At 61.4% G+C, this 20548-nt stretch carries 17 protein-coding genes and 3 tRNA genes; 7 read left to right on the top strand and 13 right to left on the bottom strand.

The window, feature by feature from the left end:
* Positions 1 to 2: 2 nt before the first annotated feature.
* On the bottom strand, positions 3 to 413 hold the full coding sequence (locus ACR1XV_RS07230; RefSeq protein ID WP_480529748.1) for a SufE family protein: 411 nt from the start codon (positions 411 to 413) through the stop codon (positions 3 to 5).
* 141 nt (positions 414 to 554) lie between these two features.
* On the opposite strand from ACR1XV_RS07230, the gene ACR1XV_RS07225 reads away from it, so the two are divergent.
* On the top strand, positions 555 to 1079 hold the full coding sequence (locus tag ACR1XV_RS07225; RefSeq protein ID WP_480529746.1) for a hypothetical protein: 525 nt from the start codon (positions 555 to 557) through the stop codon (positions 1077 to 1079).
* Here ACR1XV_RS07225 and rnd read toward each other — a convergent pair.
* From rnd to purM, 3 genes are all read right to left on the bottom strand, one after another.
* A complete protein-coding gene (rnd, locus tag ACR1XV_RS07220) occupies positions 1076 to 2233 on the bottom strand; it encodes a ribonuclease D (protein WP_480529744.1) in 1158 nt (385 codons plus the stop codon). The two genes, ACR1XV_RS07225 and rnd, sit on opposite strands and share 4 nt — an antisense overlap.
* Before the next feature lie 112 nt (positions 2234 to 2345).
* A complete protein-coding gene (gene purN, locus ACR1XV_RS07215) occupies positions 2346 to 2942 on the bottom strand; it encodes a phosphoribosylglycinamide formyltransferase (RefSeq protein WP_480529742.1) in 597 nt (198 codons plus the stop codon).
* Positions 2939 to 3985, bottom strand: a complete 1047-nt coding sequence (gene purM, locus ACR1XV_RS07210; protein ID WP_480529740.1) for a phosphoribosylformylglycinamidine cyclo-ligase — start codon at positions 3983 to 3985, stop codon at positions 2939 to 2941. The genes purN and purM overlap by 4 nt, the downstream gene beginning before the upstream one ends.
* 107 nt (positions 3986 to 4092) lie before the next feature.
* On the opposite strand from purM, the gene ACR1XV_RS07205 reads away from it, so the two are divergent.
* Positions 4093 to 4169: transfer RNA gene (locus ACR1XV_RS07205), tRNA-Ile, on the top strand.
* 2 nt (positions 4170 to 4171) lie between these two features.
* Here ACR1XV_RS07205 and ACR1XV_RS07200 read toward each other — a convergent pair.
* A complete protein-coding gene (locus ACR1XV_RS07200) occupies positions 4172 to 5491 on the bottom strand; it encodes an ATP-binding protein (protein ID WP_480529738.1) in 1320 nt (439 codons plus the stop codon).
* Between the two features lie 44 nt (positions 5492 to 5535).
* Between ACR1XV_RS07200 and ACR1XV_RS07195 the strand changes: the two genes are divergently transcribed.
* The 3 genes from ACR1XV_RS07195 to ACR1XV_RS07185 all read left to right on the top strand — a co-directional run bounded on the left by ACR1XV_RS07195 (position 5536) and on the right by ACR1XV_RS07185 (position 6793).
* On the top strand, positions 5536 to 6450 hold the full coding sequence (locus ACR1XV_RS07195; protein WP_480529736.1) for an MBL fold metallo-hydrolase: 915 nt from the start codon (positions 5536 to 5538) through the stop codon (positions 6448 to 6450).
* A 75-nt stretch (positions 6451 to 6525) separates the two neighbouring features.
* Positions 6526 to 6600: transfer RNA gene (locus tag ACR1XV_RS07190), tRNA-Asn, on the top strand.
* A 118-nt stretch (positions 6601 to 6718) separates the two neighbouring features.
* Positions 6719 to 6793, top strand: a tRNA-Asn gene (locus ACR1XV_RS07185).
* A gap of 6 nt (positions 6794 to 6799) precedes the next feature.
* Here the strand turns inward: ACR1XV_RS07185 and ACR1XV_RS07180 are convergent.
* From ACR1XV_RS07180 to zwf, 4 genes are all read right to left on the bottom strand, one after another.
* Positions 6800 to 8419, bottom strand: a complete 1620-nt coding sequence (locus ACR1XV_RS07180; RefSeq protein WP_480529734.1) for a long-chain-fatty-acid--CoA ligase — start codon at positions 8417 to 8419, stop codon at positions 6800 to 6802.
* A gap of 106 nt (positions 8420 to 8525) precedes the next feature.
* Positions 8526 to 10136, bottom strand: coding sequence for a glucose-6-phosphate isomerase (gene pgi / locus ACR1XV_RS07175; RefSeq protein ID WP_480529732.1), 1611 nt, complete (start codon positions 10134 to 10136; stop codon positions 8526 to 8528).
* Positions 10137 to 10141: 5 nt separating this feature from the next.
* A complete protein-coding gene (pgl, locus tag ACR1XV_RS07170) occupies positions 10142 to 10813 on the bottom strand; it encodes a 6-phosphogluconolactonase (RefSeq protein WP_480529730.1) in 672 nt (223 codons plus the stop codon).
* On the bottom strand, positions 10810 to 12258 hold the full coding sequence (zwf, locus tag ACR1XV_RS07165) for a glucose-6-phosphate dehydrogenase (protein WP_480529729.1): 1449 nt from the start codon (positions 12256 to 12258) through the stop codon (positions 10810 to 10812). The genes pgl and zwf overlap by 4 nt, the downstream gene beginning before the upstream one ends.
* A gap of 175 nt (positions 12259 to 12433) precedes the next feature.
* Here zwf and ACR1XV_RS07160 point away from each other — a divergent pair, with 175 nt between their 5' ends.
* Positions 12434 to 13387: a radical SAM protein gene (locus ACR1XV_RS07160; protein WP_480529727.1), complete on the top strand. Its 954-nt coding sequence runs from the start codon at positions 12434 to 12436 to the stop codon at positions 13385 to 13387.
* Between the two features lie 3 nt (positions 13388 to 13390).
* On the opposite strand, the gene ACR1XV_RS07155 is transcribed toward ACR1XV_RS07160, so the two are convergent.
* Positions 13391 to 13660, bottom strand: coding sequence for an usg protein (locus ACR1XV_RS07155; protein ID WP_480529725.1), 270 nt, complete (start codon positions 13658 to 13660; stop codon positions 13391 to 13393).
* A 192-nt stretch (positions 13661 to 13852) separates the two neighbouring features.
* Between ACR1XV_RS07155 and gyrA the strand changes: the two genes are divergently transcribed.
* Positions 13853 to 16579: a DNA gyrase subunit A gene (gene gyrA, locus ACR1XV_RS07150; protein ID WP_480529723.1), complete on the top strand. Its 2727-nt coding sequence runs from the start codon at positions 13853 to 13855 to the stop codon at positions 16577 to 16579.
* 45 nt (positions 16580 to 16624) lie between these two features.
* Here the strand turns inward: gyrA and ACR1XV_RS07145 are convergent, their stop codons facing one another.
* From ACR1XV_RS07145 to ctaA, 3 genes are all read right to left on the bottom strand, one after another.
* Positions 16625 to 17797 (bottom strand): DsbA family protein, encoded by a 1173-nt coding sequence (locus tag ACR1XV_RS07145; RefSeq protein WP_480529721.1) that lies wholly within the window; start codon positions 17795 to 17797, stop codon positions 16625 to 16627.
* A gap of 86 nt (positions 17798 to 17883) precedes the next feature.
* Complete coding sequence (locus tag ACR1XV_RS07140; protein ID WP_480529719.1) at positions 17884 to 19353, bottom strand: carboxypeptidase M32; 1470 nt, start codon at positions 19351 to 19353, stop codon at positions 17884 to 17886.
* A gap of 5 nt (positions 19354 to 19358) precedes the next feature.
* Complete coding sequence (ctaA, locus tag ACR1XV_RS07135) at positions 19359 to 20501, bottom strand: heme A synthase (RefSeq protein ID WP_480529717.1); 1143 nt, start codon at positions 20499 to 20501, stop codon at positions 19359 to 19361.
* Between the last annotated feature and the right edge of the window lie 47 nt (positions 20502 to 20548).

Here is a 20548-nt window from a genome sequence, read left to right as displayed (position 1 = left end):
GATCAGGCGCTGGCGAGCGCCACTTCGCGTATGCGTTCGATCATGGCCCTCAAACCATTCGAACGCTGCGCCGAGAGGTGATCATGCAGGCCCAGCCGTGCAAGCTCGCCTCCCGCATCCACCTTGGGGACATCCGCCACCGGCAGGCCGTTGTAAAGCTTGCGCAGCACGGCAATCAGGCCGCGCACGATCAACGCATCGCTGTCGCCGTCAAAGTGGAACTGACCGTTCTCGATGGTCGGTTGCAGCCAGACCTGACTGGCGCAGCCTGTGACCTTGGTGGCAGGCACCTTGAAGGCTTCGTCCAGCGGTTCCATCGCCTTGCCCTGCTCGATCACGTGGCGATAGCGATCTTCCCAGTCCTCCAGGAACTCGAAATCCTCGACAATTTCTTCAAAGGCGGGCGTGGCCATGGCGGGCTGTCCTTGCATTACGCGATCACAAAAAATGACCTATGCTCAGCTTTCGCGGCTGTCCAGCCCCTTGCGTGGCTTTTCAAGCCGCCGAATTTGCGCTAACCCGTTGCAGGTAAAGTTGCGCAAAGTGTTGGGTCCATGCACAAAACTCTGTCCGTTCTTCTGGTCGCCGCGATGTCGCTGTCTGCATGTGGTGCGTGGCGCGATTCCCGCGCGAATCCGTCGAACTGGTTTGGCAGCAGCACCCCCGCCCCGGCTGAATTCTCGGTCGATGACGCAAATGCGCTGGTGCCGCAGCAAAGCGAGGGCGTCAGCCTGTTCAATCGGCCCGAAGCCGAGGACAACAGCGTCCCAATCGCCACGATTGACGAGCTGCGTATCGACCCGACGCCAAACGGTGCGATCATCTATGCCGCCGGAACTGCAATCCGTCAGGGCGCGTTTAATGCCCAGCTTGCTCGTGTCCGATCCGACGAGCTCAGCAAGAACGGGGTGATGGAATTCACCTTCCGCGTCGATTATCCGGAAAATGCCACCGTGCAGGGCACCCCGCGGTCGCGCATGGTGTCTGAGGCCGTTACCGTCAGCACAAAGGACCTTGAGGGTATTCGCCTGGTTCGCGTCAAAGGTGCACAGAACGCGCTGGAATCGCGCCGCCGCTAGAGCGACACGACGCGTACCGTCTGGCCCTTGGCCGCAAGGGCGATCTTGCCATCGCAGAGTTTCAGCGCATCCTGGCCAAACACCTCAAACCGCCAGCCGGACAAGGCAGCCACTTCGCGCTCTCCGGCAGCGATCTGATCCAGATCGGCGCTTGAGGCGATCAGTTTTGCCGCAACACCCGCGCTTTCGGTCTTGGATTTCAGCAGCACCCGCAGCAAGTCGGCCAGCGCCGGGTTTACTTTCAGCTTGTCGCGGCTGTTATCCACCTTGGGCAGCTTGTCCGGCGGGCAGTTCACCCCCCGCTTCACCGCCGCCAGAATGCCATCCGCAATCGCACCCTTGCGCGCCTCGCGCAGCAGCATGCGCGACCCACCCAGATCTGAGTGCGATTTCGGCTTGGTCGAGGCCATCTCGATCAGCGCATCATCCTTGAACACCCGGCTGCGCGGGACGTTGTTTTCCTGCGCATAAGCCTCGCGGAATTCGGCCAGCTCGCGCACCACGGCCAGAAACTTAGCCGAGTTGGTGCGTGTCTTGACGCGCCGCCACGCGTCCTCGGGGCGGATATCGTAGGTCTCAGAGCGGGTCAGTATGCGCAGCTCTTCCGCGACCCAATGATCGCGCCGGGTCTTTTCCAGCTCAGCCGCGAGATATTCGTAGATGCGCCGCAGATGGGTCACATCGGCCAGCGCATAGGTCTTTTGCGCATCGCTCAGCGGGCGGCGCGACCAGTCGGTGAACCGTGAGGTCTTGTCGACCCCTTCTTTGCAAATCTTGCGCACCAGCGTCTCATAGCCGACCTGTTCACCAAAGCCGCAGACCATGGCCGCAACCTGCGTGTCAAACAGGGGCGTGGGAAAGACACCGGCATCGACCCAGAAAATCTCAAGGTCCTGCCGCGCGGCATGGAACACTTTGACCACGTCTTCGTTGCGGAACAGTTCATACAGCGGCTCAAGCGACAGGCCATCGGCCAGCGGATCAACCAGAACGGCGCTGTCGGGATCCTCGGACGGAAACGCCAGTTGCACCAGACACAGCTTGGAATAGTAGGTCCGTTCGCGCAGAAACTCGGTATCTACGGTGACATAGGGATGCTGCGCGGCGGCCGTGCAGAACGCGGCCAGCTCTTGCGTCGTTGTCAGGGTTTTCATGCGCCGTTGTGTTCTTGCTTTTATGGTTTTTGTTGCTGCCCGTCTTGACCACGTCCCGAGCGTTACGGGACCATAAGACGAATAATCGACGCGTGTAAATCGCCGCTGCGGCTCAGGGCAAAAGAACCGGATCAGTGTTGCCTTCAGAATACCGCCGCAGGACCGCCGGATAGAGCTTATGCTCCCATTCCAACACGCGGGCCGCCAGCGTTTCAGACGTATCACCTGCTTTGATCGCCACGCGCGCTTGCCCAAGAACAGGGCCATCATCCAGCGCTGCGGTCACCTCGTGCACGGTGCAGCCATGTTCGGCGTCGCCCGCCTCAAGCGCGCGGGCATGGGTGTGCAGCCCTTTGTACTTGGGCAGCAGCGAGGGGTGGATATTCAGCATCCGCCCCTGAAAGCGCGAGACGAAATCACCGGTCAGAACCCGCATGAACCCGGCAAGGCAGACGATATCGGGTTTCGCCGCAAGCAGAGGTTTCAGCAATTCAGCCTCAAACGCCGCGCGATCCTTGCCAAAAGGCCGGTGGTCGACCGAGGCTGTCGGTATACCCCGAGCCGCTGCCTTCTTCAGCCCCCCCGCCTCGGCATCGTTGGACAGAACCAGACAGGGCCGCGCGGGATGGTCGCCGGTCATGCTGTCGACCAGAGACAGCATATTCGAGCCGCCTCCGGAAATCAGGATGGCGACGCGCTTATGGCTCACAGCAGCTTGCCCGAATAGGCGACACCCGGCGCGTCGGTCACGTTGCCGATCCGCGAGACGGTTTCGCCTGCCTCGGCCAAAAGCGCCTCCAGCCCCTCAGCCTGATCCGCAGCGCAGACCACGATCATGCCGAGACCGCAGTTGAAGGTCTTGAGCATCTCGGCCTCGGCGGTCCCGCCAGTTTCTGCCATCCATTTGAAGACGGGTGGCAAATCCCATGCGTCCAGATTGATCTCGGCCCCCAGCCCCTCGGGCAGCACGCGCGGCAAGTTTTCGGTCAGGCCGCCTCCGGTGATATGGGCCAGCGCATGCACGCCGCCTGCGCGGATCGCATTCAGCGCAGGCTGAACATACAGCCGAGTGGGCGTCAGCAGCGCCTCGCCCAGCGTACCGCCACCAAACGGCGACGCGGCATCCCAGCCCAGCCCGGACATTTCGACCAGCTTACGCACCAGAGAATAACCGTTGGAATGCACCCCGTTCGAGGCCAGCCCCAGAAGAACGTCTCCTTGCAGCACACCCTCGGGCAGCGCCGTACCGCGTTCCATCGCGCCGACCGAGAACCCGGCCAGATCAAAATCGCCATCCGGGTACATCCCCGGCATCTCGGCGGTTTCACCACCGATCAGGGCACAACCGGATTGCACACACCCCTCGGCAATACCTTCGATGATCCGCGCGGCGGTGTCGGTGTCGAGCTTGCCGGTGGCGAAGTAATCAAGGAAGAACAGCGGCTCAGCACCCTGACAGATCAAGTCATTGACGCACATCGCCACCAGATCAATGCCGACGCCATCTACAACGCCCGTGTCGATGGCAATCCGCAGCTTGGTGCCAACGCCATCGGTGGCCCCAACCAGAATCGGGTCCTGATAACCCGCCGCCTTGAGGTCGAACAACGCGCCAAAACCGCCTAGACCGCTCATCACACCCGAACGGTTGGTCCGCTTGGCTGCAGGCTTGATGCGATCGACCAGAGCGTTCCCCGCATCGATATCCACACCCGCATCGGCGTAGGTGATTCCGTTCTTGCCCGCTGTCATGGCCAGTCCCTCATGAGTGCTTTGCGCGCGGGTTATTCGATTGTGGCCCATGTTGCAACGGTCAGGCTTGACGCGGGGACTGATCGTGATACCCAAGGCGACATGGCGGGCCTGTAGCTCAATTGGTTAGAGCAGAGCGCTCATAACGCTTTGGTTGCGGGTTCAAGTCCTGCCGGGCCTACCAAATCACCGTCCAATCACGATATCCGCGCACAAACCGCCCAGCTGCTCGCTGCTGCCCAGCCGCAGGGTACCCCCATGCACCCGGGCGATATCGGCCACGATGGCAAGGCCAAGACCCACACCACTGCCCTGATTCTGGTTTCGTGCGGGATCAAGGCGCGTGAATGGCTTGACCGCCTCGGTACGTTGGTCGCGCGGAATACCGGGGCCGTCATCCTCGACCCGGATTCGCAGCGACTTCGGCGTCAGGGACAAGCTGACCTCGGCCCTCGTTCCATAGCGGATCGCGTTACCGATCAGATTCTCGACCGCTCGTCGCATGGCCGTGGGGCGCAACATGGCGTCGCCCTGCCCTTCGACGGACGTCAGTTCAACCTGCTGGCCAGCACGCTGCGCATCGTCGACGATCTGGCGCAGCCAGCTTTCGGGATCGACCGACTCAGGCGCAGCTTCGGATGTCCCGCGCGCAAAATCCAGAAACGCGTCCAGCAGGGATTGCATCTCATCGACATCCTGCAGCAACGGGGACGCGTCTTCTTCGGGCAACAGCGCCAGACCCAGCTTTAATCGCGTCAGCGGCGTGCGCAGATCATGACTGACCCCGGACAGCATCAAGGTCCGCTGTTCAATCTGCCGTTCGATCCGGGCGCGCATGTCGACAAAGGCGCTGCCGGCGGCGCGCACCTCAATCGCACCACCGGGCGTATAAGGCACCACCCGTCCTCTGCCAAAGGCCTGCGCCGCATCGGCCAGACGCGTGATCGGACGTAGTTGATTGCGCATGTAGAGAAAGGCAATCGAAGTCATCAGACCCGCAAAAAACACCATCGTCACGATCAACTGATGCGGAGCGGTCGGCGACAAACGCCTGCGATCAAAGCTCAGCGCAAGCACACCCAGATCGGTGGCAAGATACAACCGCACCTCATTGCCGTCAGGCAGCGCAATGTCCACTGTTTCAGGCAAGAGCGCCCGCATCTCTGCCTCGACCTGCGGTGCGATGAAATCATACCAGCGCCGCGAGCCCAGTTGCGGCATCTCGTTCGGTGCCAGAAACCGAGCTTGCATGTCCAGAACAGACAAATCCTTGCGCACCGCGGCCAAGGCCTGCTGCTGGGTTTCTGCGCCCTGCATCACATCCAGCACCAACATAACCTCGCGCGCGGCAGTGCGGGTCATCTGGGCCGTAACTTCCTCAAGGTGTTTTTGCAGAAAGGCAATGGAAACAACCAGCAAGACAACGATGACCGGCAGAACCAGTATCAGCGCAGCGCGGGTATAAAGGCTGCGCGGCATATAGGGTTTGAGCCATTGCGTCGACATGCGCTAAACCTAGCGGGCTGCCCGGGCAAGAGGAAGAGGTGACGATGCCAGCCCCTGACGATTTCAACCCCACCCCGGGTTTGGTTGCTGAGCTGTCTCCGGGCCTGCGCCGGGTGCTGGCCCCGAACCCCTCTCCGATGACCTATCGCGGGACCAACACCTATCTTCTGGGCCAGACCGATATCGCTGTGATCGACCCCGGCCCGCTGAGCGACGCGCATCTCGACGCGATTCTGGCGGCGCTGCAGCCCGGGCAGCGCATCAGCCATATCTTCGTGACCCACACCCACCTGGACCACTCTCCGCTGGCCGCGCCGCTGGCCGCGCGCACCGGTGCCCCGATCCTTGCGTTTGGCGGTCCGCAGGCCGGGCGCAGCGCCGTGATGACACAACTGGCGCAACAGGGCCTTGCGGGGGGTGGCGAGGGAATCGACGCCAACTTCCGCCCGGACATCGAACTTGCAGATGGTGAGACAATCGCTACCGACGGTTGGCAGCTCGAGGTGATCCACACGCCCGGCCATCTGGGCAATCACATCGCACTGGCTTGGGGCGATGCCTGTTTCACTGCTGATCACGTCATGGGCTGGGCCAGTTCGCTGGTCTCGCCCCCGGACGGAGACCTCACGGATTTCATGGACGCCTGCCACCGTCTGCGCGGACGCGACTGGTCGGTGTTTCACCCGGGCCACGGAGCCCCCATAACCCAGCCCGCCGAGCGTCTGGATTGGCTGATCAATCACCGGCTGGGACGCGAGGCGCAAATCCTCGACGCCCTGTCACAAGGCGCTGCCACCGCCCATGAGCTGGCGCAGCGCATCTACACCGACATCCCCAAAACCCTGCTGCCTGCGGCCGAGCGCAACGTCTTTGCCCATCTGGTAGACCTGACCCGCAGATCCCACATCGCGCCGGACGATGCCCTGTCAGCCACAGCCCGTTTTCGGCGCATCGATTGAGCGAACAAAAATTTTGCCCGCCCATGCGCTTCCCCTCTGGACGGCGAAAATCGTGGTTGTTATACGCCCCTCAGTTCCGGCGTAGCTCAGCGGTAGAGCAGTTGACTGTTAATCAATTGGTCGTAGGTTCGATCCCTACCGCCGGAGCCAAATTCACCGCATTTCAGACCCAAATCGCACTCTCTATCACGGGCGTGCTTTTTCGTCGAAAAAACTCAATCCCCCCTCTGGACGCCGCAGATACGGGTTGCTATACGGCGCGAACCGTTCCGGCGTAGCTCAGCGGTAGAGCAGTTGACTGTTAATCAATTGGTCGTAGGTTCGATCCCTACCGCCGGAGCCATTTTCCCTAACCCATCAGGACATCACTGAAATCCGCACGCAAAGTGCGTTTCAGGACCTTGCCCGTCGCGTTCAGTGGCAGCGCATCCACGAACACAACCTTATCAGGCACCTGCCATTTGGCGATCTTGCCGTCGAAAAAGGCAAGCAAATCCCGCTCGGTCGGCTCTTCGCCTTCAGCCTTGACAGCAACCAGCAAAGGCCGTTCGTCCCATTTCGGATGCGGGACACCCACAACAGCAGCAGTTGCGAGCTGAGGATGCGCGACGGCGATGTTCTCTAACTCCACCGAGCTGATCCATTCGCCGCCCGATTTGATGATGTCCTTCGACCGGTCACGGATGGTCATGTAGCCGTCGGGGTCAAGCGTTGCCACGTCTCCGGTCGCGAACCATCCATCCTGCAAAAGCGCATCGTCCTGCATGTGGAAATAGCTGTCCAGAACCCAGTGGCCGCGCACCATCAGATCGCCTTGCGTTTCTCCGTCATGGGGCAGATCATTGCCGTCATCATCAACAATCTTCAACTCGACCCCAAAGGGCGGACGCCCCTGATTCTCGCGCAGTTTATGCTGCGCTTCGAGGGGCATCTCGAGATGCTTGGCCATTGGGTAGTTTGTGGTGCCCAGCGGGCTCATCTCACTCATCCCCCAGGCGTGGACGGTATCTACGCGGTAGGTCTCGCGGAAGGTTTCGATCATCGAGGGCGGACAGGCCGCGCCGCCGATCACCGTGCGATTGAGGCTTTCCAGTTTGGTGCCGCATTTCGCAGCATGGGCCAGCAAGCCCTGCCAGATGGTCGGCACGCCCATCGCAAGCGTTACGCCATAGGTGTCGATCAGGTTGACCAGTGCTTCCCCATGCAAATCCGGCCCCGGCATCACCATCCGCGAACCGGACATCGCGCTGGCATAAGGCGACCCCCACGCGTTGACGTGGAACATCGGCACCACAGGCATCACCACGTCCATCGCGGAATAGCCGATCACATCACGGGTATTCGACGCAAAACTGTGCAGCAAAGTGGACCGGTGGGAATAGAGAACACCCTTGGGATTCCCTGTTGTTCCCGACGTATAGCACAGGCTGGACGCCGTGTTTTCATCAAAGCTGGGCCAGGCATAGTCCTGATCTCCGGTCTTGATCAGCTCATCATAGAAAACCAGCCCCGGCACCTGAGACAGCGCGGCCTCATCGCGGGCACCCATCAGCACGTAATGCTGCACCTCTGTCAGATGCTCGCGCAGCGCGGCGACCAGCGGCAGAAAGGTCGAGTCGAAGAATAAGACCCGGTCCTGTGCATGGTTGATGATATAGGTCAGCTGCTCGGGGAACAGGCGCGGATTGACGGTATGGCACACGAAGCCAGCGCCCGAGACCGCAAAATAGATCTCAAGATGACGGCGGTTGTTCCAAGCCAGCGTGCCGACGCGATCCTGCGGCTCAAGCCCAAGCTTTACCAGCGCCGAAGCCATCCAACGGGCGTTACGCGCAATCCCGGCCCAGTTGGTCTCGGTCACGGTTCCGTCTGTCTCCACCGAGATGATCTCGGTCTGGCCGTGATAGCGTTCGGCGTGATCAATCAGCGACGAAATCAGCAAGGGCTGCGTCATCATCTGTCCCAGCATGGACATTCCTCCCATCAGCAGCGCTGTGCCGCGCCGTTTTATCTTGGCATTGACCCTGCCAAGATTTTAATTGTCTGACAATAAGAGAGTGCGACCGGGTGCCGCGTCAACCGCGATGGCGCAGGGCATAGGCGACCAGCGCCACGGTCGATCCGTCCTTGCCTTCGGTGCCGGCCTCGCCGTCCACAATCGGCCCCAGAGACGTTGCCAGTTCCTTGCCCAGCTCCACGCCCCATTGGTCGAACGAGTTGATGCCCAGCAGCACGCCTTCGACAAACACGCGATGCTCATAAAGCGCAATGATCTGGCCCAGAACAAAGGGCGTCAGCAGCGGATAGATCAAGGTGGTCGAGGGACGATTGCCCGGAAACACCCGGTGCCGCGCCTGACGTTCCAACTCGTCGCCGGTCAGGCCTTTGTCGGCCATCCGCGACCGGGCCTCGTCCAGCGAACGGCCCCGCATCAAGGCCTCGGACTGGGCGAGGCAATTGGCCAGCAGCAAGCGGTGATGATGGGCCAGTTCGGGTTCGTGGCCTTCGGCGGCGACCATGAATTCGCAGGGAATCACATCGGTGCCCTGATGGATTAGCTGATAAAATGCGTGCTGCCCGTTTGTACCCGGTTCGCCCCAAACCACGGGGCCAGAAGGCATCGTCAGATCGCTGCCATCCATGGCCACCGATTTGCCATTGGATTCCATTTCAAGCTGCTGGAAATAGGCAGGAAGCCGCAGCAGACGTTGATCATAGGGCAGCACCGCGCGGCTGGCGTGTCCCAGAACCTGACGGTGCCAGATACCCACAAGGGCCAGCATCACCGGCATATTCTCGACCCACTCGGCCGAGCGGAAATGCAAATCCATCGCCTGCCCGCCCCTTAGAAACGCATCAAACGCGTTCGAGCCAACGGCGATCATCACCGGCAGGCCAACCGGGCCCCAGACGGAATAACGCCCGCCCACCCAATCGGCGAACCCGAAGACGCGCGCCTCGGGGATGCCGAAGACGGCGGTCTTGTCGACGGCACTGGAGACGGCTGCGAATTGCTGTGCCGGGTCTCCGCCACCATCCTGCATCCATGCGCGGGCGGTGCGCGCGTTTGTCATGGTCTCAATGGTGGTGAAGGTTTTCGAGGCCACGATGATCAGCGTACGCGTCGGATCAAGCGGGCGCAGCGTATCGGCAATATGCGCCCCATCCACGTTCGACACATAATGCAGCCGCGGTCCGTCGTGATACGGCGATAGCGCATGGGTGGCCATAACCGGTCCCAGATCGGAACCGCCGATGCCGATATTCACCACGTCGGTGAAACTGCCCCCTGCCCCTTTGACCGCGCCGCCGCGCACTTCCTCGGCAAAGACCCGCATCCGCTGCAGGGTCGCCAGCACCTCGGGCATCACTTCCTGCCCGTCGACCTCGACAGGTCCGCCGTCGAGGTTGCGCAGGGCCGTATGCAGCACCGCGCGGCCCTCGGTCTCGTTGATCTTCTGGCCCGCAAACATCGCTTCACGACGCTCTGCCAACCCCGCCTGATCGCACAGATCAATCAGACCCGATCGGATATCCTCGGCAATCTGCGTTTTTGAATAGTCAAACAGCAGATCACCAGCCGAGGCCGAAAAGCTCTGCGCTCGCATGGGATCGTCTTGGAACAAATCCTCGATCCGGCGGTCGTGGGTCATTGCGGCAAAGGTTCTGAGGCTGTCTAACTGCACCAAGTCTACTCCGCCCAATGAACTGTCATATCGCGCAGCACCGCCGCAATCGGCGCCTCGTCCGCTGGCAGGGTCACAGCCCGCTGCAGCGCTTCGCGCTTGGCTTCGCCATAGATAACCAGATGCTTGGACAATGCCCCGTCCAGAATAGGCGCGGTCAGCGTAATCCTCGGCTCGGGCTGCACATCAGTGCGCGCCACAGCCAGCGTTGGTGCGCGGCTGTCCAGCGCCGCTGCCAACCCCTGCATCCCCGGAAACAGCGAGGCGGTATGCATGTCCTCACCCATCCCAAGCACCAGAACCGAAAGCGGCAGAACGGGGTTAATCAGGCTTTCGATCTCGGGCAGAATCTCTTCGGGCGCACGGCCTTCGACATAGAGAGGCACATATTGCGCGACCGACGCGCGGTTGGTCAGCAAACGTTCGCGGATCAGACGCTCGTTCGACCGCTCGCTATTCCCCGGAACACAGCGTTCGTCGGTGGGCAGGATGCGCACCCGGTCCCAATCCAGATCGGCGGCACACAGACCGTCGAAAATCGGCCCGGGCGTTGTCCCACCCGGTACCGCAAGTGTCACCGTGTCGTGGTGCAGCAACGCGGATTCGAGGTCTCCGGCCAGATTGTTGGCGACATCAATCGCCAGCATGTCCCGGTCGGCATATTCTTTGATATTCATGGGTTTATCCCCTGCCAGCGGCGACCATCCCGTTTCATCAGCAACTCGGCGTCGCCCGGGCCGGTGCTGCCGCTTTCATAAGGTTTGGGTACATCGCCACGCGCTTCCCACCCGGCAATGATCGGATCGGTCCAGGCCCAGGCGGCCTCGACCTCGTCACCGCGCATGAACAGGGTCTGGTTGCCGCGGATGACGTCCATGACCAGGCGCTCATATGCGTCGGGTGGGGTCTGGCTTTCCGGCCCCAGAGCCTCAGCAAAGCTCATGTCCAGCGGAACGTCAATCAGGCGCATCCCGCCCTGCCCCGGTTCCTTGATCGTCACCTTCAGCGTGATGCCTTCGTTCGGCTGCAGCCGGATCGACAGCGCATTGGCATGACGCCCGGCCTCTTCGCCAAAGATGGAATGCGGCGCGTCCTTGAACATCACGTTGATGACTGACGACCGCGCGACCAGTTCCTTGCCCGTGCGCAGATAGAACGGAGTGCCGGCCCATCGCCAATTGCTGACATGCGCCCGCAGCGCCACATAGCTTTCCGTCGTCGAGCGCGGGTTGCCCACCACCTCACGATACCCTCTGGCCCCGCCCGAGAACTGACCCCGCACGATATGGTGCGGCTCAACCGGGTCGAGCGCCCGGATCACCTTCAGCTTTTCGTCGCGCACCGCATCGGGGTCGAATTTCGCCGGGGGTTCCATCGCAATCAGGCACAAAAGCTGCATCAGGTGGTTCTGCATCATGTCGCGCATCGCCCCTGCGCGCTCATAATACTCCTCGCGCCCGTCGATGCCGACGGTTTCGGCCACCGTGATCTGGATGTGATCTACGTACTGGCTATTCCACAACGGCTCGAACAGCATGTTGCCGAACCGGACGGCCATCAGGTTCTGGACCGTTTCTTTGCCCAGATAATGGTCGATCCGGTAGATCTGGCTTTCGTCGAAATGCGCCGCCAGCGTCGCGTTCAGCGCGCGGGCGCTGTCCAGATCATGACCAAAGGGTTTTTCGACCACGATCCGGGTCTGATCCGTGGCCATGTCATGCGCCTTGATCTGCTCGGCCAGCGGCCCGAACAGACGTGGCCCGACCGAGAAATAGAACGCGCGCACCCGCCCGGGCTGCAGTTTACCGGCCAGCTTAGCCCATCCCTCATCAGACAGCGCATCCAGCGGGACATAGTCGATGCGTTCCAGGAAACCGTTCAGCGCATCGGCGTCTGCAACCTGTCCTCTCACATGCCGCTGCAGCGATTCGCGCACCAGCGCCCGAAACGCATCCCGGCCCAGCTGACGGCGCGCTACTCCGATGATCCGCGCGTCCTGCGGCCACTGACCGGCGCAATAGCGGCGAAACAGCGCCGGAACGATCTTGCGCTGCGCCAGATCGCCGGTTGCGCCGAAAATGGCCAGATCAAATGGGTCAACAGGTATGACACGAGAAACCATGGGTTTTCCTTACCTTACCACCTCAGCCCTGTCCAATGTTAGCGCCACCATATTGTGAGAATCTGGCGAGAAATGTCCGTCATCAAAACTCTGTCAGCGACAGGCTACCGCACTTAACGAAACCCGCGCAAAAGGTTAAGTCAGATCGACGAGCCAATGACAACCGGATGCCGGAATGAAAGACAACGCCCCTCAGGTCGCCAATATCGGCAAGTTTCAGGACAGTTTGGTGACAGCCGATGGTCAGGCGCGCGCCTCGGTTGCGCTGACCAACCCCGAGACGTTGTGGTTCAACACCGGAACGCTGTGCAACATCGAATGCGTGAACTGCTATATCGCCAGTAGCCCGACCAACGATGCGCTGGTCTATATCACCGCCGACGAGGTGCGCGACTATCTCGACCAGATCGAGGCCCGTAACTGGCCCATCCGCGAGATCGGCTTTACCGGCGGTGAGCCGTTCATGAACCCCGAGATGATCGCCATGACCCGCGCCGCGTTAGAGCGCGGTTACGAGGTGCTGATCCTGACCAACGCCATGGCCCCGATGATGCGTCCAAAAATGCGCGAGGGATTGCTGGACTTGCAGCGGACCTATGGTCACAGGCTGACCCTGCGCATATCGGTTGATCACTATCGCCCCGAACTGCACGATGAGGAACGCGGCAAGGGCAGCTTTGGCAAAACGGTAGCGGGCATGGAATGGCTGCGTGACAACGGTTTCCGCATGGCCATTGCCGGGCGGACCGTCTGGGGCGACACCGACGCTGAAAGCCGCGCGGGCTATGCCACGTTCTTTGCCGAGCACGGCTTTGATATCGACGCGCAAAACCCTGGTCAGACCGTGTTGTTCCCCGAAATGGATGAAACCGTCGAAGTGCCCGAGATCACAACCGCCTGCTGGGGCATTCTGGACAAATCCCCCGACGCGGTGATGTGCGCCAGTTCCCGCATGGTGGTGAAGCGCAAGGGCGCCAAACGTCCCGCAGTTCTAGCTTGCACCCTGCTGCCCTACGCGCCCGAGTTCGAACTGGGTGAGACGCTGGAAGAGGCAGAGACTGACGTACACCTAAATCACCCGCATTGCGCCAAGTTCTGCGTTTTGGGCGGAGCAAGTTGTTCGGCCTGAGGCCTAGTTCACCCGGAACTCGCCCACCATGTTACGCCACTCGCCGGGGGCGATCATCTTGCGGTGGGTGAATTTCACCGAATGCAGCGGGCCTTCGATCTCGCGCTGCCAGAACTCGATGAATTTGAACAGTTTCGGATGATCCGGGGCAAGGTCGTATTCCTGCCAGATAAACGTGTTCAGAACATGAATATAGTCGGGCATGTGATAGAAGAATTCCGCCGTCGTCAGCCCGTATCCCTTAAGCATTAACTCTGTTTCACTTTGCGCCATGCAGACCTCCAATTTCTTGCAAGGTCTCTTTAGGGTAACACGGAACCTTCCAAATTCTGCGATAACAAAGTGTTACCCCCGTGTTACCGCGGTATTTTCAGCGAAATGATTAGCTTGCTTGCACCTTATATGCCGGGTCTGATAGAGTGCATCCACAAGATATAGACCCAAAACAAGACACGGGCAGTTTACGTGAGCGATACGCCAGAAATTCCTGAAAACATGGATGAAACCCCACCCGAGCGCCCTGTTTACGACGGTCCGACGGTGTCCATCGAATCCGAGATGCGCACGTCCTATCTGGACTATGCAATGTCGGTCATCGTCTCCCGCGCGATCCCCGATCTGCGCGACGGGCTCAAGCCGGTACATCGGCGCATCCTGTACGCGATGCACGAAACCGGCAACACGCATGACAAGGCATACCGCAAATCGGCCCGTCCGGTCGGCGATGTGATGGGTAAATACCACCCGCACGGCGACAGCGCGATCTACGACGCGCTGGTGCGGATGGCGCAGGATTTCTCGATGTCGCTGCCGCTGCTGGATGGTCAGGGCAACTTTGGCTCGATGGATGGCGATAACCCGGCGGCGATGCGGTATACCGAAGTGCGGATGGACAAACCCGCCGCCGCCCTGCTGGCCGATATCGAAAAAGAAACGGTCGATTTTCAGGACAACTATGACGGCAAGGATCAGGAACCAACCGTCCTGCCCGCCCGATTCCCGAACATGCTGGTCAATGGCGCCGGTGGTATCGCCGTGGGTATGGCCACGAATATCCCTCCGCACAATCTGGGTGAGGTGGTCGACGCCACTCTGGCGCTGATCGACGACCCGGACCTGACGTCCGAGCAGTTGATCGAATACGTCCCCGGCCCAGATTTTCCGACCGGAGGCGTCATGCTGGGCCGTTCGGGCGCGCGCAAGGCCTATCTTGAGGGGCGCGGCAGCGTCATCATCCGCGCCAAGACCCGCGTGGAAGAAATCCGCCGCGACCGATATGCGATTGTGGTGGATGAGATCCCCTATCAGGTGAACAAAGCCTCGATGATCGAAAAGATCGCCGAAGCGGTGCGTGAAAAACGCATCGAAGGTGTCGCCCACGTACAGGACGAATCCGACCGGAACGGCGTGCGCGTGGTTGTGGAACTGAAACGCGACGCAACGCCCGAGGTGGTGCTGAACCAGCTTTATCGGTTCTCGCCGATGCAAACCTCGTTCGGCTGCAACATGCTGGCCCTGAATGGTGGCCGGCCCGAGCAGTTGACGCTGCGCCGCTTCCTGACCTCGTTCATCGACTTCCGCGAGGATGTCGTTGCCCGTCGCACCGCCTATGACCTGCGCAAGGCGCGCGAGCGTAGCCACATCCTATGTGGTCTGGCCGTGGCGGTCTCGAACGTGGACGAAGTGGTTGCAACGATCCGTTCATCCGCCGACGCCGCCGAGGCGCGCGAGAAACTGATGACCCGCCGCTGGCCTGCGGCCGAGATCGAAGGCTATCTGCGCCTGATCGACGATCCTCTGTCCAAGATGAACGACGACGGCACCTATAACCTGACCGAGGTTCAGGCCCGCGCAATCTTGGAACTGCGTCTGCAGCGGCTGACGCAACTGGGTGTCAAAGAGGTCACGGACGAGCTGGAACAACTGGCCGCCAAGATCAAGGAATACCTCGATATTCTGTCCTCGCGCGAACGCATCATGTCGATTATCGGTGATGAGTTGCGCGAAGTCCGCGACCAATTCGCCGTGCCCCGTCGCACCGAGATTGTCGACTGGTCCGGTGACATGGAAGATGAGGACCTGATCGAGCGTGAAGATATGGTCGTGACCGTGACATCTGGCGGTTACATCAAGCGTACGCCACTGGCCGATTTCCGCGCTCAGAAGCGCGGCGGCAAGGGCCTGTCGGGGATGCAGACCAAGGAAGAGGATGTTGTCACCAACCTCTTCGTCGCCAACACCCATACCCAACTGCTGTTCTTCACCACCGAAGGCATGGTCTACAAGCTCAAGACCTGGCGACTGCCGCAATCCAGCCGCACCGGCAAAGGCAAGGCCATCGTCAACATCCTGCCGATCCCGACCGGCGTTTCCATCGCTGCGATCATGCCCGTCGATGTGCCGGATGAAGAGTGGGAGAACTTGCAGATCGTCTTCGCCACCAGCGCGGGCGACGTGCGGCGTAACCGCCTGTCGGATTTCACCAATGTCCGCCGCAACGGCAAGATCGCCATGAAACTGCCCGAGGACGTGGAACTGGTAAACGCCCGCATCTGCTCGGAAGACGAAGACGTGATGCTGGTGACCAATTCGGGCCGTGCGATCCGCTTCCGCACCACCGATGTGCGCGTGTTCAACTCGCGCGAATCCACCGGTGTTCGTGGTATCAGGCTGACCAATGGCGACCGCGTGGTCTCGATGTCCGTCATCCGTCATTTCGAGGCTGGGTCGGATGAGCGCGCCGCTTATCTCAAGATGCGTCGTGCCGTGGCCGGTATCGCCGATGACGGAGAAACGGATGAGGATGAAGGCACCCCCGGCACGATCACCCAGGAACGCTATGCCGAGATGTCGGCGGCCGAGAACCTGATCCTGACCATCACGTCGGGCGGTGCGGGCAAGCTGAGTTCAAGCCATGACTACCCCGTCCGCGGACGTGGCGGCATGGGTGTGGCGGCAATGGACAAGGCGATGCGGGGCGGCGAACTGGTGGCCTCGTTCCCGGTCGAGATCGACGATCAGATCATGCTGGCCACGTCCAAAGGCCAGTCGATCCGAGTGCCCGTTGATGGGATATCCTTCCGCTCGCGCAGCGCCGGTGGCGTCAAGGTGTTCAATACCGGTAAGGGCGAAGAAGTGGTCAGCGTCGCGTGGATTGCAGATCAGGGCGCGGACGACGAAGCCGAAGAATAAGGCCTTCGGTCAAGAGAATACCGAGCGTCGCATGTCCTGCGGCGCTCATTTCCATTCGGGGCCAAGCAACGCGTCCTCGACCGCCCATAGCCGATCCTGCCCCCAGATGCTCTGCCCCCGCACCCGAAAACTGGGCACGCCCCACAGCCCGATATCGGTCAGCCGCGCCTGATTGACCTCGATGCGGTTGCGCCATGTGGTCTTTTCGGAGCCACGCCGTGCCTTACTCCAATCCAGGCCCGCCTGCCCAACGATCTCCGCCAAGCCCCGATCCGTAGCCGCGTCGACCCCCTTGGACCAGACAGAGCGCATGAACGCCGCGCAGAACTCGGGCAAGCGCTCCTGCTCCTCGGCATAGTTCAGCAGGGCATATCCCCGCTCGACCCCAGTGCCGAGCGGATCACAAATGCGCCCGAAGGGAACATTCAGACGCCGCGCCTCGCGCGCGCAATCCTGAAGAATGTACGAGGATTTCAGCTTGGGAACCGGCAAGCCGCGCATCAGCATCGGCAGAACCGGGCGCACGGTCAGCCGTGCATTGTGACGGCGGGCCATATCCACGACCCGCTCGAAGGCCAGATAGGAATAAGGGCTGCGGAAAGACAAAAAGACCTCGACCTCTGCGCCGGCGGCATCTGCAGGATCGGTGCGCAGCTGCGGCACCGGTGCAAGGAAGGGCGATGGCGTGCCAAGTCCCGCGCGCTGCAACCGCGCCTCAAGGTAATGCAGACGGTCGACGCCCCAATACCATTCCCCGGCGTAATAAAACGTGCCGCCCTGATAGTGACCCAACGCGGCAAGCTTGCGGTCTCCGGCGTGTTTGGTCGCTGGCAGATCGGCGATCTCGATCCCGAGGCCTGCCGCCTGCGCATGAACATCGGCCGCACTCTGTGGCGGTTCCAGGCCTAGCTTGTGCGCCAGCCGGGCAGCATCAATCTGAGCGTTGCGATAAAACGCGTCCGGATCAGGTAACGCCTGCGGCGGCGGGCGCGAAATGAGATGAGGCCTCAACTCGACCGCATATCTGTCCTGAAACCGTTGCAAAACCTGCGCAGTCAAGTGGCAATACGGGTCCGCTGCGTCATGGAAATAATGCACCACATGCGCCCCGCCCCGCAACCGGTGCCTGATCGCGTGAGCCTGCCTGCGGGCGCTCAGAAGGGTGCGCCCGGTCAGCACCTCGGCGATGCGGGATTTGATGTGGCGGTCAAAGGACAATGCACTGCTCCGGCGGGTTATTTGCCGCCAGATTACCCGGACCGCTGACAAAGCCCAGCGGCCTGACGGTAAAGTGACCCGTCGGCCTAGAGCCCGTAAAGATCGCCGAACTTGCTTTCCAGATAAGCCAGCAAAGGCTCGGGCCCCGGCTTGACCCCGCTGGCGCGTTCAATGATTTCACGCGGGGCGTAGAGCCCCCCGTGCTGCTGCACCGTCTCGCGCAGCCAGCCGGTCGCCCCTGAGGTATCGCCCTGCGCCAGTTGCCCATCCAGCCCCGGCACCGCGGTACGAAGTGCCTGATACAGGCATCCGGCATAGACATTGCCCAGCGAATAGGTCGGGAAATAGCCAAACAAGCCCACCGACCAGTGCACATCCTGCAGGCATCCATTCGACGGCTTGTCGACCGCATAGCCGAAATCGGCCTTGAACCGGTCGTTCCACGCCGCCTCAAGATCTTTGACCTGCAGGTCCCCGGCCATCAGGGCGCGTTCGAGATCAAAGCGCAGCATGATGTGGAGGTTATACTGCACCTCATCCGCCTCGGTGCGGATATAGCCGTTGTGGACATTGTTGACCGTGGCATAGAACGCATCCGCATCCGTGATCCCAAAGTCGCCAAACGCCTCGGTCATCTGGTCATAGAGCCATCCGGTAAAGGCCCGCGACCGGCCCAGCTGGTTTTCGTAGATACGGCTTTGGCTTTCATGCACACCCATCGATACCCCGCAGCCCAGCGGGGTCAGCACATAGGCCGGATCGATGCCCTGTTCATAGGCGGCGTGGCCGACCTCGTGAATGGTGGAATAGAAGCAATTGAACGGGTCTGTCTCACTGGTCCGGGTGGTGATGCGCACATCCAGACCGCTGCCGGAGCTGAATGGATGAACGGCCTTGTCCAAGCGCCCGTGGCGCAGGTCATAGCCGAAGGTCTCGGCCAGTTTCTGCGACAGGCGCATCTGGGTCAGTTCGTCGAATGTGCCTGACAGGGCTTGCGGCGCGGGCCGGTCCAGAACCGCTGCACGTAGGGCGACCAGACGCGGGCGCATAGCATCGAAGATCGCGGCGATCTGCGCTCCGGTCGTGTAGGGCTCATAATCCTCGACCATCGCGTCATAGATGTCTCCGCCCTGCGCCAACGCGGCCCCCTCTTCGCGTTTCAGGGCAACAACCTCGTCCAGAACGGGCAGAAAGGCGGCCACGTCCTCGTCCGCGCGGGCCTGGGCCCATTTGCCCTGCGCCGCCGAGGTTACCCGCGCGATGGCTTTGGCCAGATCGGCGGGCACCTTGATGGTGCGGTCATAGGACCGGCGAATTTCACGCAGCTGTGCTGCGTCGGCGTCGGTTGCGGGCTCGGCCTTGTCCAGCCACTCGGCCACGCGCGGGTCGGATCGACGGGCGTGTAGAACGGCCTCGATCGCGGCCATCTCCTCGGCCCGCTGTGGGGCGGCCCCCCGGGGCATCATCGTCTCTTGATCCCAGCCCAGCCGCCCGGCGATCTGGCCAAGCGCCGAGGTTTCACGTTGAAAGGCCATCAGGTCGTCAAAAGCTGTCATCCGGGTCATGCTCCGCGCACAGAGGTTGCTATGGGGTATGCCGTCAGGAACCGGGCGCGCAGGATCAGCGTCCAGACCACTACGGCCAGGAATTGGTGGAAGATGGCAATCGGCCACGGTGCGGCGTAAATCACCGTCATGATGCCGACGACGACCTGCAGCGACAGGGCGGCAAAGGCGGCGTTGAAGGCAAACCGCGTCTGCGGATGGGCGCTGCCGCTGCCACGCCGCCAGACGACGATGCCGAAGGCCAGCAGCAGATAACCTGCGCAGCGGTGAATGAACTGCACCAGACCGGGGCTTTCGAAGAAGTTGCGCCACATGGGTTCCAGCATCGTGGCGTCGGGCGGCAGCAACTGCCCGCCGATCAGCGGCCAGTCGGTATAGGATCGACCGGCGTCAATTCCGGCAACCAGCGCGCCGATGAGTATTTGCAAAAAGGCGAAATGCATCAGGCCGGTCGAAAGCGAAAACAGCTTGGCCTCTTTCGCGCGGCGGGCCTGCATCAGATCGCGTTCTTCGCGGCCCAGCATGAAGATGTACCACGCAAGGTAGCCAAGGATCACAAATGCCAGCCCAAGATGCACCGCCAGACGATAGCTGGCCACGGCGGTCATCCCCTCGCCCTGCGTCACGCCCGAGGCGACCATCCACCAGCCGACGGCTCCCTGCACACCGCCCAGCACGCCGGGGATCAACAGACGACCGGTCCAACCCACAGGAATCTGACGCGCGGCAAGAAAGCCAAAGAACCCGACCGCCCAGACAAGGCCGATCACGCGGCCAAGCTGCCGGTGCCCCCATTCCCACCAATAGATCGTTTTGAAATCGTCCAGCTCCATCCACTGATTCTGAATGCGCCACTGGTCGATCTGCTTGTATTTGTCGAACTCGGCCTGCCAGTCCGCCTCGGACATTGGCGGCAGCGCGCCGGTGATCGGTCGCCATTCGGTGATCGACAACCCGCTATCGGTCAGCCGGGTCAGCCCGCCCACGGCGATCATGATGACGACCAGTGCGAACAGCGCCATCAGCCATATCCGAATGGCCCCGCGCGCGCCCTTGCGCCCCCGATCGATCATGCCGGGCTGGGCGGTCTGCTTTTCGGTGTCCGAGACCTCTTCGAAGATGCTGCGCTTGCCGCTCATGCTGTCCTCATGCCTTTGAATTTCGTCGCAAGCTAGGGCCACCGGGG

It is taken from the genome of Ruegeria sp. AD2(2025) (genome assembly GCF_056542385.1).
Note: the sequence above shows the minus strand (reverse complement) of the source record. Positions and strands in the feature narration are given on the sequence as shown.

Bases quoted from the DNA above. Each gene is read 5' to 3' on its own strand.
- pgl (WP_480529730.1), bottom strand. From the start codon at position 10,813: ATGAATATCAAAGAATATGCCGACCGGGACATGCTGGCGATTGATGTC.
- ctaA (WP_480529717.1), bottom strand. From the start codon at position 20,501: ATGAGCGGCAAGCGCAGCATCTTCGAAGAGGTCTCGGACACCGAAAAG.
- ACR1XV_RS07160 (WP_480529727.1), top strand. From the start codon at position 12,434: ATGAAAGACAACGCCCCTCAGGTCGCCAATATCGGCAAGTTTCAGGAC.
- ACR1XV_RS07200 (WP_480529738.1), bottom strand. From the start codon at position 5,491: ATGTCGACGCAATGGCTCAAACCCTATATGCCGCGCAGCCTTTATACC.
- ACR1XV_RS07230 (WP_480529748.1), bottom strand. From the start codon at position 413: ATGGCCACGCCCGCCTTTGAAGAAATTGTCGAGGATTTCGAGTTCCTG.
- ACR1XV_RS07180 (WP_480529734.1), bottom strand. From the start codon at position 8,419: ATGCTGGGACAGATGATGACGCAGCCCTTGCTGATTTCGTCGCTGATT.
- ACR1XV_RS07195 (WP_480529736.1), top strand. From the start codon at position 5,536: ATGCCAGCCCCTGACGATTTCAACCCCACCCCGGGTTTGGTTGCTGAG.
- rnd (WP_480529744.1), bottom strand. From the start codon at position 2,233: ATGAAAACCCTGACAACGACGCAAGAGCTGGCCGCGTTCTGCACGGCC.
- ACR1XV_RS07155 (WP_480529725.1), bottom strand. From the start codon at position 13,660: ATGGCGCAAAGTGAAACAGAGTTAATGCTTAAGGGATACGGGCTGACG.
- ACR1XV_RS07225 (WP_480529746.1), top strand. From the start codon at position 555: ATGCACAAAACTCTGTCCGTTCTTCTGGTCGCCGCGATGTCGCTGTCT.
- zwf (WP_480529729.1), bottom strand. From the start codon at position 12,258: ATGGTTTCTCGTGTCATACCTGTTGACCCATTTGATCTGGCCATTTTC.
- ACR1XV_RS07140 (WP_480529719.1), bottom strand. From the start codon at position 19,353: ATGACAGCTTTTGACGACCTGATGGCCTTTCAACGTGAAACCTCGGCG.
- purM (WP_480529740.1), bottom strand. From the start codon at position 3,985: ATGACAGCGGGCAAGAACGGAATCACCTACGCCGATGCGGGTGTGGAT.